Origin of the sequence: Gleimia sp. 6138-11-ORH1 (assembly GCF_024814355.1) — a bacterium.
GTDB lineage: Bacteria > Actinomycetota > Actinomycetes > Actinomycetales > Actinomycetaceae > Gleimia.
Genome location: NZ_JANUXV010000001.1, coordinates 496,027 through 509,748, shown reverse-complemented (window position 1 = coordinate 509,748; position 13,722 = coordinate 496,027). Strand labels below are relative to the sequence as shown.

Genomic DNA, 13,722 nt, shown 5'->3' with positions numbered 1-13,722 from the left:
TTCCACTGATGTGAGCGTAAAACTTAATTATCCGAGTTTAGTATCTCTTTTAGATAGTGTGCATACCCAAAAATATTTGCTTCAATCTCTCTATGCTTACCCTCTAAAGAAAGTAGCTCATTTAGAGTTTCGTTCGCCTTCTCATAGTCCCCCGCTTTTTCCGCGATTAGACTAAGCGCTAAAAGCCCCATTCCCACAGCATGCATTACCTGATGGTCTTTCATAATATCCAAAGCCTGCTGCAATTTTTGTTCGGTTTCTGAAGTCGAATAACACGCACCAATAACGCGGTGGTATTCAATAATGAGCTCGGCAACATCCCGTTCTGGGTCACTGCCTTCCAGTTCACTCAACTGGGCAAAGATTTTTATACCAGTTTCCAGTAGTTCACGGGCCTGTGCAGCTTCAGATTCACTGATTATTCCCGGACGTTCAACTAAACGACGGGCCGCATTGAATATTTCCGCGGCGTAATCTCGATGGGACAGTTTAGTTTGGTGATTTAGGGGATACACCACCCGAGTTTTTCGATCCTCTAAAATCTTAAACTGGTATTCAGTAGCAATCTGGAATTCGCCCTCATTAACTGCCGTATCCACTATTTTCTTCGCTACTTCAAACTTCTCATCTGCGTTGGTGTGAAGCTGGTAAGCCTTAAGTAATTCTCTTAGGGCACTGTGTAAGAGCTTGGCCTTCGTGTATTGCTCAGCCAACTCGGTTCTTAATCTTGCTTCAAGTTCAGCTGGGAGAATGTTAGCTCCCACATCAACGGAACTTTGCAATACTTCAATTGCCTCATCGTTGCGGCGAGCACTGATGAGTACGTATGAGAGCTTCCAACCCATTAGAGCTTGTTGTGAAGCAACCCCTAATGCGGCGTATAGGTTAAGGGCCTGCCGGTAGGCTTGGATCGCTTCCTCATATTTATCTAAAGAAGCATAGGCAAATCCAAGGGTATCTAGCCCATAGAGGCGGATTCCCAGCGCATCGGAAATATCCGGAACCTGCATAGCTGCTTTAGCTGCTGCAACTGCCACTGAAAAATCATGTGCTTTAATTGCTTTACTGGCTTCCACCAAATGGGGAATTACCTTTACCTCAGGACTTTGCGGGTCGGGGATTGCACAGAACTCACCTGGGAATTTCCACGGCGTATAGCGGTTTTCAACAATCGTATCCCAAAACTCGCTGATAGTGGCGGCTTCTTCTTCGTTGGTAGCAAAAATAGTTAATTCTTGATGTGAAGGAAGTTCAGCCGCGGGGTCGAATAAACGATGATACAAATACGTATAAGCGGAGCTAAATGTCCCAAAGCCGGTTACTACCGCTTGGAATAGTTGGCTAATCGAAAGGTTTTGCCAACTGGTATCTAGCGTAATCGGAGTGTATTCGATGGACTTCGTTTCTACACTTTCTTCCCGATTAGGCACTGCAAAAGACTGCCCTTCAACAGTTTCTGCCGGTTTTTCGGCTTTTACCTGATAGTTAGATTCATCTGGAGTATATAGTCCTGAAACATCTAAGACATCTACTTCGGGGGCTTTTATTTCTAATAAGGTAGGTTCTAAACGACGTTCAATCGCTTCCACATACCGTTTAAACTTCAACCCGGGACGCTCATCAAACTGGCTTGCTATTCCTAAAGCTAGTTTACGCATCCAGTCATACGCTTCTTGTACGGTTGGATTGTGTAGAGTTTCGCAGGGGTACCACACCAAATCTTCACCAGGTAAGGTTAGGTTCAGTTTCTGCGAAGGATTATCTAAGAGAGTGCTAAATAGTAAAGCGCCCTCAACAGCCAGGTTGAGAAGCACGATTGGGGTATTAGCTTCTGGCCACCAAGGAAGGTGACGTAAAAGGATCCGCAAGCCTCTTTCTAAACGCTGAGGCCGTCCCGCCATCCCCGATAAAAATAGGAAGTGCAGGTGCGCAGGTATATCTTCCAAATAGCGTGCGCCCTCTTGGTAACGCCGATAGGCGCGCGTGTGTGCACTCCACGCTGAAGTATCATTACCCACCCGGGACCAAGGCTCCATCATCTCGGTAAGGAGCGCTTCAGGTTGAGAATCGCAGGTATTCTCATTTTGGCGTGCCAGGGCAGCTTCCCCTATTTCTACGGCTTTAGCCCAGTTACCCTGCCGACTGTAATAGGCAACCTCATAACTGGGGTCGCAGCTAGGACAATCAGATAATTCTGAATCATTAGCTGTACGCCACTGATTGAAAGCTTCCTCTGCTTCAGCTTTAGTCCCCCAGTCGCGGGCAAAAAGGAACTTACGAATGTAGTAGGCGCGAAGTCCGTCCCCCAGTTGCGTATAGTGCTTACGCATTTCTTCAAGGAGGCTCTCGCATTGCTCCACCGGCACGGAAGGAACTGCACGCACTGCCCCAATCACATACTTGTAATGCCATGCGTGAGAGAACCCAATTTCGCCCCCAAATAAATCCGGACGTTCCTTAATTTTCTGGTCACACCATATAAAAGGCGCAATTACTTTAGTAGCCTGCCCCCCAGTAGCATAGCCATTTACCAGATGAACATAGCTAATCACTGCTTCTTCTTCGAACCCTCCAGCCTCAGCTAGTTCTGCCGCTTTAGCCCACAGGTCGTTATGAGTTTTCCCCGGAGGAGTATTCGCAGCTTCATCCATCAGTTGATGGAGCTCTTCCCGTGAAGTCATTGTCAGTTCCTCTCTTCATCACTTTTACGATTAGCTGTAAGTTGCCGCGATATTAATTCCGCGAAAACTTGTGTAGACCACTGTTTAACTTCCGGTGTCATTGGATGGTGTCCGTTTAGAATCGCCTGGACAAAGAAACCTCTCACTGCCAATTCTATGGTCTGGGGATCAGCTAGGTTAGCCAGTTGATTAACTACACTTGACTGCCCATTAAATACAACCTGAGAACGAGACTCAGCCGGCGCAGCCGCAGCTATATGCCCAATTAACCCGGCAAAAGCGCCGGTAGCTTGGGCTTGCGCTTTCTTTTCAATCTCTCGACCTGCTCCACCCGGTTGCGGTAAATAAACCATCGGTAAGCTAGCCGGTAAGAAATTACGAATCACCACATCCACTTTTTGTGAAGCTAAAGCCTGCGAAGCATACTCTAAGAAAGTAATGAAATTAATTTCTTCCGTCACAGGAAGTGACTCTAAAGCCGCTAAAATTTCGGATACTTTTACTTCCCGTACCTCAACTTGCGGATAGTCTAATTTTAGCTGCGCAAAGACTTGCTCATCAAAAGCGTAGCCACCATTTATCACCAGAATCTCCTGGGCAGCGGCAACCGCTTCGATTGCGCGGAAATCATCTTTAGTCTGTGTATAAATAATCGCGTTAGTGCGGTTAATAATCTCTTCTAACGTGAAAAAACCTAAAGTAGTTTCATAGGGAATCGAAGATTTCAGCATCTCCCTGGTTTGCTGATCGTGTACAGAAAGTGCTTTCATCCCCACAATATGAGCTCGCATAAATTTAACGAACTTTTCCATATCTTGATTAGAAAGATTAACTAACCAACCCCGTACCGTTTCCCCAATGCTTTCTTTCACTTCCTCTAACAGCTCATCATCAAATAAGCTCTCTCTGGAAGCAGTTGGCTTCAAAAATTTGGAATCTACTACAACCCGCACAAAATACGCCCAATCTGGCACCAGGTTAGTAACCGTTTTAGACACCAGCATATTTTGCACATAGACATGATGTTTTAAAGACTGGCCTGGGTGAGCGCCCTCGGGAAGGACAAAGGCCATGCCCACCGTTTGGGAACTACCCAACTGCAGGGGAATTTTCGCAAACGGGTGGAAACCAAAGTTAGCAGAACACCATTTTTCCTGCTCGATTAACTCAAGTTCCCAAGGAAAAGCTGCAGCTCCTAACTGTTCACTGCTGATCTCATCAGCAACCGTAATCGAAACAGGTAAATGAGCCCCGTATTCCAAAACTAAATTAACCAACGCTGTTTTATTAAAAAGCGGCTCGGCGCCGGTCGCTTCTAAAATAATGGTAGTACCCGGGCCATTAAATTCTGCGGGCACTTCCGCTTCAGAAACAACAGAAACGTCCCAAGTGCCGTCACCATAACCCTTCCAACAGATAATCGGCGCCCCAACAGTTTCCGCATTCTGCGAATAAACCACAATCGTCTGAGTCACCATGAAACAAGAAAGCAACCCAATCCCAAACTGACCGATAAACTCTGTCCGCGCCAACCCTAACTCATCGCGCTTAGAAGTGGCCCCAATTGAGGCAAGCAGGTCTTTCGCCTGTTCTAAAGTTAAACCAATCCCCGTGTCGGAAACCACCAGTTTCTTATCGCCATAACTGCGGAAACTAATTTGCGCGGCGCAATTCGGGTCAAGCTTTTGCCTTGCTGTGATTGCGTCAAACCCATTTTGGAGTAGCTCTCTTACAAAGACTTTCGGCCCTGAATAGAGGTTACGTGAGAGCACTTCAACTAAGCCGGTGAGATTAACTTGAAAACGATTTGACACTTAACAACCTTTGTCGTTCGGGAAGGTGAGCTAAACTAACCTATTTCAAAGCCCTCGCTGAGGCAATGAAGCTATATTAGTTTCCTCATTTCAACTGTTTTTAGTTTAGCTAGGTTTATTCTTTAACGCATTTACAACCGCTGAGCTACCCCCACAATGTAGATGTTTACACAAGGGTAAGCGGGAGCCGATTTTTTCATCTCTCCCCTACCGAGGAAGGCTTCGGCTTGCAACCGGTTTTCTTACCTTTTTCGATTTAAGAAACTCCGCCGTAACCTATTAATCTTCAGTTCTGGATAAATCCCCCCGCTGCGCCCCGCCATTTTACTGTGAAAAACCCTCATAATTTCGCATAAAACCTGGGCTCTAGGACTAAAGCAAACCGATTTGCAAAGCAGACGGATTATCCTGAGGGCATAGTGGAAAATTACTGAAAAGGAGCCAAAGTGGCCGAGTTTCTCTACGAAGATATGTTCCCGCTAAAGCAGGACCCTACCGAATATCGTTTACTCACCAAAGAAGGTGTAGAAGTTGTGGACGGCCCAGATGGTCGTAAGTTCTTAAAAGTTGCTCCTGAAGCGTTGCGGCTTCTTACTGAAACTGCTATTCACGATATTTCCCACTTCCTCCGTACTGCGCATTTGCAGCAGTTACGCAACATTCTTGACGATCCCGAGGCTTCTAACAACGATAAGTTCGTTGCCTTAGACCTGCTTAAGAACGCCGTTATTTCTTCCGGTGGAGTGCTCCCCATGTGTCAAGATACCGGTACTGCGATTGTTTCAGCTAAGCGCGGCCAGCACGTTTTATCTGAAAGCCAGGATGAAAAGGCAATCTCCCGCGGTGTATATGATGCCTACACTTCATTGAATTTACGCTACTCTCAGAACGCGCCGATCACCATGTGGGATGAGCGCAACACCGGCAATAATCTTCCGGCACAGATTGAGATTGCGGCAGATACTAAACCTGGACATGAGTTGGAGTACTCTTTCTTGTTCATGGCTAAAGGCGGTGGCTCTGCTAATAAGTCTTTCCTTTACCAAGAGACTAAAGCGCTGCTTAATCCCACTCGGATGATGCAGTTCGTGGAAGAAAAGATTCGTTCTTTGGGTACTGCTGCTTGTCCTCCTTACCACTTGGCTTTCGTTGTGGGGGGAACCTCTGCTGAAATGTGTCTAAAGGCAGCTAAGTACGCGTCAGCGAAGTATTTAGATGAGCTTCCAACTGAAGGCACTATCGCTGGTCACGGTTTCCGCGATGTTGAGTTAGAAAATGAGATTCTTAAGCTAACTCGCCAGCTGGGGATTGGCGCGCAGTTTGGCGGCAAATACTTCTGCCACGATGTGCGTGTGATTCGGTTGCCTCGCCACGGTGCTTCCCTGCCTGTTGCCTTGGCTGTCTCTTGCTCTGCTGACCGTCAGGCGCGGGCAAAGATCACTCCCGAGGGCGTTTTCCTGGAGGCATTAGATAAGGATCCGGGCCGATTCCTCCCAGAGATTACCGACGCTGATTTAGATGGTGAAGCCTGCGGGGTTTCTTCCACCGGTAAGGGTGCGGCAGTGAAGATTGACCTTAACCGACCCATGCCGGAGATTCTAGCTGAGCTTTCTAAGCACCCTATTAAGACCCGTGTTTCCTTAACCGGTTCGATTGTGGTTGCTCGCGATATTGCGCATGCGAAGATTAAAGAACTACTTGATAGTGGCGGTGAAATGCCACAGTACTTAAAGGATCACCCAGTTTACTATGCTGGTCCGGCAAAAACCCCTGAGGGTATGCCGTCTGGCTCCTTTGGACCTACTACCGCTGGACGTATGGACAGTTACGTTGATCAGTTCCAAGCAGCTGGTGGTTCGATGATTATGCTGGCAAAGGGCAATCGTTCTCAGCTGGTGACTGATGCTTGTAAGAAGTACGGCGGTTTCTACCTTGGTTCTATTGGTGGGCCGGCAGCTCGCCTGGCACAGGACTGCATTAAGAAAGTAGAGTTGTTGGAATACCCTGAGCTGGGTATGGAAGCTATTTGGAAGATTGAGGTTGAAGACTTCCCTGCTTTCATTGTTGTTGATGATAAGGGTAATGACTTCTTTGCCGGTACGCAGCAGGTTACTTTAACGATTGGTAAGCGACCTGGCTTATAGTATGTAACTGTTTTTTGGGGGTGTAGTTTAGCCTACACCCCCCAAAGTAATTTTTAGTCGATTAAGCACAGGGCACTAAGGTAATCCCCAGGTACTGCGCGGCTTCCCCACGCATTTCCGGATTAGCTAACGCGTCAATAGCTGCCGTCACATTTGCGTCATTAATTCCCTTAAACCAAGGGCGGACTGCCTCAACTAGAGTATTTTCCAATAGGTTAAGGGCGTGACGATTCGTTTGTGTATCGTAAATCGAGTATTTCATCATTTTTCTTTTCCTTCTTTCCTCCTGACGTTAAGCTGTGCACGTCGTTCGCGCAGGTAAACTTTAACGTCGTCCTCTTTTTGAGTTAATACCATGCTTCACTACGACTTTTAGGGTGGTAGGGAGAGGCATTTTTCAAGGGTATTCCTCAACGGTTCACGCGAATTAGCTGGGGCGCATCTGATGCGTAGGCTTTAATCATCCGCAGCTTTCGCCGCTGTACTGAGTTTTAGGCACATCCCTATTTTTACAGTTCAGGTGAACACTCAATGATTACACAGAATAAAACCTCCCGCAAAAGAAACACTCGCTAAGTGTTAGAAGTAACATTCGCTGAATCGTAAAGCGTGCCCAGTAGCAAGATCAGCTACTGGGCACGCTAACTCTTAAGTTAGGTTAAAAACCTGCGTCGGGTACTCCCCCGATGTTGTAATCAACTTCATCACCAATCGTATGGATACGCAGGGAGTTAGTAGAGCCAACTGTGCCCGGTGGCATACCTGCCACGATGACGATATCGTCACCTACCTCAGCGATCTGAGACAACTGACAAACCTGATCGACTTGCCAAACCATATCGTCAGTATGCTTTACTTCTGGCACCCGATAGGTTTGGATCCCCCAGGATAGGGCCAACTGATTACGGGTAGATTCCAACGGGGTGAATGCCAGTAGTGGGATCGGACTACGTAGGCGGGACATCTGTCTTGCAGATGATCCGGATTGTGTAAAGGTGACCAGGTATTTAGCGTCCAGGCTTTCCCCAATACGTGCTGCCGCCATGGTAATTACGGAGCCTCGCCCCATATTGAATGCACCGAGTGCCGCGATCCGCTCGCCACCATTTTCCTCGACGTTTTCAATAATCCGCGCCATTGTGTGTACCGCTTCAATTGGGTAGGCACCCACGGAAGTTTCACCAGATAGCATTACCGCGTCTGCCCCGTCTAAAATAGCGTTTGCACAGTCAGAGGCTTCCGCGCGAGTAGGACGTGGGTTCTTAATCATTGAGTCCATTACCTGTGTGGCCACAATAACTGGTTTCGACTGCCTACGGGCTAATTCGATAGCTCGCTTTTGCACCAGTGGTACGGTTTCAAGGGGCATTTCCACGCCCAGGTCGCCACGGGCAACCATGATCGCGTCAAAAGCTTCAACGATTTCTAAGAGGTTGTCCACTGCCTGTGGTTTTTCGATCTTCGCGATAACGGGACGGCGAATTCCTACCTCATCCATAATCGCGTGAACATCTTCAATGTCCTTAGCGTTACGGACGAAGGAGAGGGCGATAAAGTCTGCTCCTACTTTCAAGCCCCAACGAAGATCTTCTTTGTCTTTTTCCGAAAGTGCTGGAACTGATACTGCCACACCTGGGAGGTTAATCCCCTTGTTGTCAGAGACCATGCCAGGAACTTCAACTCGTGTTTTCACATCCGTGTCGGTAACTTCAACCACGCGCACCTGAACGTTACCATCGTCAATTAAAAGACGATCGCCGGGACGGCAGTCTCCGGGTAGCCCTTTAAAGGTGGTTCCAACCAGTTCTTTAGTGCCGGGGACGTCGCGGGTTGTGATGGTAAATTCATCATCTACTTCCAGCATATGTGGGCCGTTCTCGAAACGTTCAAGACGAATCTTTGGTCCCTGGAGGTCTACCAGAATTGCAATCGCTCGGCCAGAGGCACGGGAGGCTTTACGTACACGCCGTACTACTTCCTCATGTGCTTCAACTGAACCGTGAGAACGGTTAATCCGAGCAACATCCATGCCGGCTTCTACTAAGGCTTCGATTTGCTCAGGGCTTTCAGTAGCCGGACCGATCGTACATACAATTTTTGCTCTACGCATAACCTTACTCTACGTTTTCTTCTTCTCTAGTCTGGGACTGCACAGATGTGGAAGCCCCACGTTTTCCTGCTAAATAAAATCCTACCGCACCAATCATAAAGAATAGCGCTGCTGCCCATACGTTCACACGTACGCCAAGAATATAATTTGCTGGTTCAATTCTAATCATTTCAATCCAGAATCGTCCAAACGTATATCCCATGATGTAGAGGAACATAACCTGTCCCCCCTTGAAAACATGTTTCTTATCTAAGTATAAGATGAGTCCCACCATAGCCAAGTTCCAAATTATTTCATAGAGGAACGTAGGGTGGAAAAGAGTTCCCGGCGCATAGCCTGCTGGCAGGTGCGCGTTGTCGATTTCCAATCCCCACGGAAGGGTGGTGGGTTGTCCAAATAGTTCTTGATTAAACCAGTTGCCTAAACGCCCTAATGCCTGCGCAAATAAGATGGTCGGCGCAACCGCATCTGCGAAAGGACCAAATTTTAGCCCCTTATAGCGTAGGACTAGCATTCCCGCTGCACTACCAGCTAAAACACCGCCCATAATCGCTAAACCACCGTGCCACACGTAAAGAATCTCAAGCAGGGAACCGTTTTCTCCAAAATAAGGTTGCCAGTTGGTGGTGACATGGTAAAGACGGGCCCCAATTACTCCAAAAACAATCGCGAATAGGGCTACATCGTAGACAACTTCTGGGTCTCCCCCACGCTTTTCATACCGCCGGCGAGTCCAATAGACAGCTAAGAGCATTCCGGTGGCAATAATAATTCCGTAGGCGCGCAGTGGGATTGGTCCTAAATACCAAACTCCTTGCGGTGGAGAGGGAATAGAAAAAGGCAGGTTATAAGCAAATAGTTCAAGTGCCATACTAAGTGTCATACTTACCAGTTTAACCCTAATTTCGGTAGAACTCGTGCTGGGTACGCAGCACGTGCATTTTTACTCTTTGTTTCCGATCGGTTAATAAACTGGGGTGATGTCCCGCAGCAACCAGTTCCTGAAGTCGGCGGATAATGTCGTCACTGCGTAGTAGAGTTTCTCCAACCATCACCGCGTCAGCGCCCATTTTGGCGTATTCAAAAACTTCTTTGGGCCCGTGTACGCCAGCAGCTGCAATGGCGACTACTTCCTCTGGAACAATGTCAAAGATTTCTCCGACCTTTGCACAGTCAAGTTCTTGAGTTTTTAATGACCGGGCATTAACTGAAATTAGTTTTGCTCCAGCTTCCACTGCTTTAAGTACTTCTAACCGACTTTCCACTTCTACTAACGCACTCATACCTAATGACTCGGTACGGTCAATAAAGTTCTTTAGTTGCTCATCAGTTAATAGGCCGGTACGCAGCAAAAGCATATCTGCGCCGTAGGCGCGGGATTCAAGAATTTGATAGGGGCTGATAATAAAATCAGTTTGTAAAATAGGCAGGTTAGAAAACTTACGGACAGTCCGTAAATCTTCTAATTTCCCCCCAAAATACTGTTTCTCTGTGACGCAAGAGATTAAAGCAGCTCCGCCAGCTTCATAGTCAGCTGCGATCTGTCCGATCTGCGGATTATCTCTAAAACTTTCACACAGTGGGGTACTACGCTTTATTTCCCCAATGATACAAAGTGCTCCGGGGCGTTGCATTATCGCGTAAGAAGCTAAACGTGGAGCGGGCGCTTGATTCGCCATTTTCCGGATTTCTTCTAAAGAAATATGCTGTTCACGGCCATTTACTTCGGATTTTACGGAAGCAACAATTTTCTCCAAGATCCCCACGTTTACCTCCTTTCTACAAATGCACTATTTTGCTTGAGTAGCTTTGTTTACCAGTAGAGATTAAGACCACTAAAAGCAAAATAATTATATAGAATCCTTAAACAAGAAGTCACCCATTCTCATGTTTTTATTGAAAATAACCACTATCTGAGCTGATTTTTAAAAATCACTATTTCCCGTATAAGCTACTTCTTTTCAGATTCCGGTACACTCTCAGATTTCTTCTCTGTCACCGGCGTATTTGCATCAGATTTCTCAAATGGAACCGGCGCCTCTTGCGCTGGCCCCGTCCCGATAATGTCAATCACCATCATTAAAGTAGTTTCCCCGGTAGCCTGCTCAGCGGGAATCGTCACCGCAATTCGACTACCAACTCTCTGATCAAGTAAAGCGGTTTGTAACCCGGGGAAAGCAGTTTTTAAATCAATTGATTGAGGAATCCCAGTATTCCACGTAGATGCGCGAACCACTGAGTCCTCCCAACCAACAGCGGTGAACTGAGCTAAGACCGCATCGTTTTCTAAAACCTGCGCTCCGTCGCCCACAATTAACTGTTGAATAACGACCTCATCTGGCGGTGCTTGCTCAGCGTGAGTCACAATCGGCCCTAAATCGTTAAAGGTCACATTCAAAGGCCCCTGCGGATTCTCGCCAGGTTTCCCATGCGCCGCTGAATAAAGAATATCCACTACATTAATCTCAGTCGTCTGTTTCCCCTCAACTAAAACAGGACGAACAAAAAGAATCCGTGCCCCCTCGTTTTGATTTAAAACGCCAGCAAGCAGATCCTGATCAAAAAATTCTTCTGTAGCTTCCCCAATATGTAAAACAGAACGACCACTTGCAGATAAAAGTTCCCCTGTCTGTCCGGAAAAAGAAGTAACCGAAATGATTAGTGGTTGTTCACTTTGAATCTCTCTTCCGGTTCCTTCAGAAAGTACGATTGATTTCGGCGAAGTTACAGACACGGGACGCTGTAAAACTAAGGTCGGGATTCTTCCTGGCTGTCCAGAAACTTGCACAATATCAGTCCAGCGAATGAGTTTATCAGCCTCTGAATTTTCACGTTTGTTAATCAAAATCACGGCAGTTGCGATTACCGAAATAATCACTACAAAAGCCAGTGCCTCACGCCACCAGCGGAGAATCCTTCGCCACCAACGGTTCCGACGCTGAGCGCGTGAAGGTATATTTATCGCAACGCGATCCGTTTTTGAACCAGCTTTCATCGAATCGTTAGCCTCAGTCTCAGCCATCTGCCTCTCCTTATTCGCCCTCTAACCACGTAGCGGCTTTAGTGGTGACTTCCCGCACTGAACGACGTATCTTCCGTTCTGAGACAACTGGATTAAGCTTCTGATTTGCTTCCCAACCGTCCTCGTCATTCCACTGCCCCGCCAACCCTTCAGCAGCTTTCGCAGGACGCCCTTGACGAGTTTGCGGGAATGATTCCCGCGCCACCTTCCGAGAAGTAATTAAGAACCCGGTATGCGCCACCATCCGATGATCCGGACGCACCGCTAAACCATCTAAATGCCAACCGCGCATAAAAGACTCCCATGCCTGCGGTTTAGAAAATCTGAGCGACGCCACCAAATCCTCGTTTAAACGCGATAACTGAGTCACCGTCGCCACATAGCAAAGTAACAGGCCTCCCGGAGCCAATACCCGTTCAGCCGCCTCAATACATTCCCAGGGAGCCAGCATATCCAAAACCACTCGATCGATTGATTCTGGTTCTAAGCTATTTGCCACGTCATTAAAATCACCAACGGACACCTGCCATGCCGGGTGGCGACCTCCGAACCAAAGATCCACGTTGCCCTGCGCAATCGTCGCGAATTCTTCACGTCGTTCAATCGAATGTAAAGAGCCCTCTACCCCCACCGCGTTAAGCAGTGACATGGAAAGCGCCCCAGAACCTACGCCGGCTTCTAAAACCCGTGCGCCGGGGAAAATATCACCGTAGGTAATAATCTGCGCCGCGTCTTTTGGATAGACGATAGCTGCCCCCCGCGGCATACTCATCACGTAATCATGTAGAAGAGGTCTTACAATGTGAAACTCTTTATCGCCATCAACAAAAGTGATTGCCTCTGGTTTACCTATGATTTCATCGTGACGAATCGTTCCGCGCGAACACTGAAACATTCCGCCCGGCACCAAAGTAACCGTGTGTAACCGGCCCTTTGGATCAGTAATCTGCACGCGGTCACCTACCCGTAAAGGCCCCCGCCGAGTTGCCTGCCCAAACGGCGCACCAATTTTTTCTAACTGTGGATATTTAATGTCTTCGTTCATCACCATGTAGTCTATCAATCATGAGTGATTCATACGCTACCCGACGCAAAGCACTTTCTGCGACTTCCACCTCAACTTGGAAACAGTGCCAACTAAAATTTAGGCTCATCTACATTGACGGATTTAAAGAACCGCCTTCTTTAGTAACTGCCCGCGGCACCCTTGTTCACTCTGTCCTTGAAGAAATTTTCAACCTGCCACCCAATCAAAGACAAGTCCAAGCTGCGCGAGAAATGATTAACCCCAGCTATCAAAAACTACTTGAAAATGACCCGCAAATCGAAACTCTTTTCACTGACGAAACCTTGCAAACACAATGGTTTAGTGAAGTAGAAAAACTGGTTGAAAGCTACTTTAAGATTGAAAACCCACAGCGGCTGGAACCCTACGCTAGAGAACTTTTAGTCGATGCGGAAACAGCCTCAGGTATTGCTCTGCGCGGATTTATCGATCGGATAGATAAAGCTCCCAGTGGCGCAATCCGAATCGTAGACTACAAAACCGGAAAATCCCCACGCCCCCAATATTTAGAAGATAAACTGCACCAAATGCGGTTTTACTCACTTTTAATGCAAAGAGCTGGTCATGGTATTCCAGCTCGCACCCAACTGGTCTTTCTTACTGACGGAAAAATTCTCACATTCGACCCGCAACCAACCCAGATTGAGGCATTCGAACACTACCTGGAACAACTGTGGAACCAAATCGAAAATGCCTGCCAAACCGGTAACTTTTACCCCCGTAAACAACCGCTTTGTAACTGGTGTGGGGTAAAGGAACACTGCCCTGTGTTTGGAAAAGAGCCGCCTGAAATTGAAGCTAGTAAAGTTAAAGAGCTGCTCACCATCAGTAAACGTCCCCAATAGGTTCAGCTCAGAAACCACGCGCCTGGTTAGGAACGGAGTC

Annotated in this window: 10 protein-coding genes; 2 read left to right on the top strand and 8 right to left on the bottom strand. The window is 47.4% G+C overall.

Going from position 1 to position 13,722, the window contains the following annotated elements; genetic code table 11:
* Window positions 1–23 precede the first annotated feature (23 nt).
* The gene (locus NXS08_RS02160; protein ID WP_259136709.1) at window positions 24–2,681 is read right to left on the bottom strand and encodes a lipopolysaccharide assembly protein LapB; all 2,658 of its coding nucleotides are present in this window, start codon (window positions 2,679–2,681) and stop codon (window positions 24–26) included.
* Between the two features lie 2 nt (window positions 2,682–2,683).
* On the bottom strand, window positions 2,684–4,495 hold the full coding sequence (locus NXS08_RS02155; RefSeq protein WP_259136707.1) for an HSP90 family protein: 1,812 nt from the start codon (window positions 4,493–4,495) through the stop codon (window positions 2,684–2,686).
* Window positions 4,496–4,941: 446 nt separating this feature from the next.
* On the opposite strand from NXS08_RS02155, the gene NXS08_RS02150 reads away from it, so the two are divergent.
* On the top strand, window positions 4,942–6,639 hold the full coding sequence (locus tag NXS08_RS02150; RefSeq protein WP_310546865.1) for a fumarate hydratase: 1,698 nt from the start codon (window positions 4,942–4,944) through the stop codon (window positions 6,637–6,639).
* 61 nt (window positions 6,640–6,700) lie between these two features.
* Here the strand turns inward: NXS08_RS02150 and NXS08_RS02145 are convergent, their stop codons facing one another.
* The 6 genes from NXS08_RS02145 to NXS08_RS02120 form a co-directional block, all read right to left on the bottom strand.
* Complete coding sequence (locus NXS08_RS02145; protein WP_259136705.1) at window positions 6,701–6,904, bottom strand: hypothetical protein; 204 nt, start codon at window positions 6,902–6,904, stop codon at window positions 6,701–6,703.
* Window positions 6,905–7,297: 393 nt separating this feature from the next.
* Window positions 7,298–8,749: a pyruvate kinase gene (gene pyk / locus NXS08_RS02140; RefSeq protein WP_259136701.1), complete on the bottom strand. Its 1,452-nt coding sequence runs from the start codon at window positions 8,747–8,749 to the stop codon at window positions 7,298–7,300.
* 4 nt (window positions 8,750–8,753) lie between these two features.
* Entirely contained in the window at window positions 8,754–9,632 is an 879-nt protein-coding gene (gene lgt / locus NXS08_RS02135; RefSeq protein WP_259136698.1) for a prolipoprotein diacylglyceryl transferase, read from the bottom strand.
* A gap of 16 nt (window positions 9,633–9,648) precedes the next feature.
* Window positions 9,649–10,515: an indole-3-glycerol-phosphate synthase gene (locus NXS08_RS02130; RefSeq protein WP_259136696.1), complete on the bottom strand. Its 867-nt coding sequence runs from the start codon at window positions 10,513–10,515 to the stop codon at window positions 9,649–9,651.
* 185 nt (window positions 10,516–10,700) lie between these two features.
* Complete coding sequence (locus NXS08_RS02125; protein WP_259136694.1) at window positions 10,701–11,771, bottom strand: FKBP-type peptidyl-prolyl cis-trans isomerase; 1,071 nt, start codon at window positions 11,769–11,771, stop codon at window positions 10,701–10,703.
* Window positions 11,772–11,781: 10 nt separating this feature from the next.
* A complete protein-coding gene (locus NXS08_RS02120) occupies window positions 11,782–12,822 on the bottom strand; it encodes a tRNA (adenine-N1)-methyltransferase (RefSeq protein WP_259137355.1) in 1,041 nt (346 codons plus the stop codon).
* Window positions 12,823–12,836: 14 nt separating this feature from the next.
* Here NXS08_RS02120 and NXS08_RS02115 point away from each other — a divergent pair, with 14 nt between their 5' ends.
* Window positions 12,837–13,682 carry a PD-(D/E)XK nuclease family protein gene (locus NXS08_RS02115; protein WP_259136692.1) on the top strand — a complete coding sequence of 282 codons (846 nt, stop codon included), beginning with the start codon at window positions 12,837–12,839 and terminating at the stop codon, window positions 13,680–13,682.
* Window positions 13,683–13,722 lie beyond the last annotated feature (40 nt).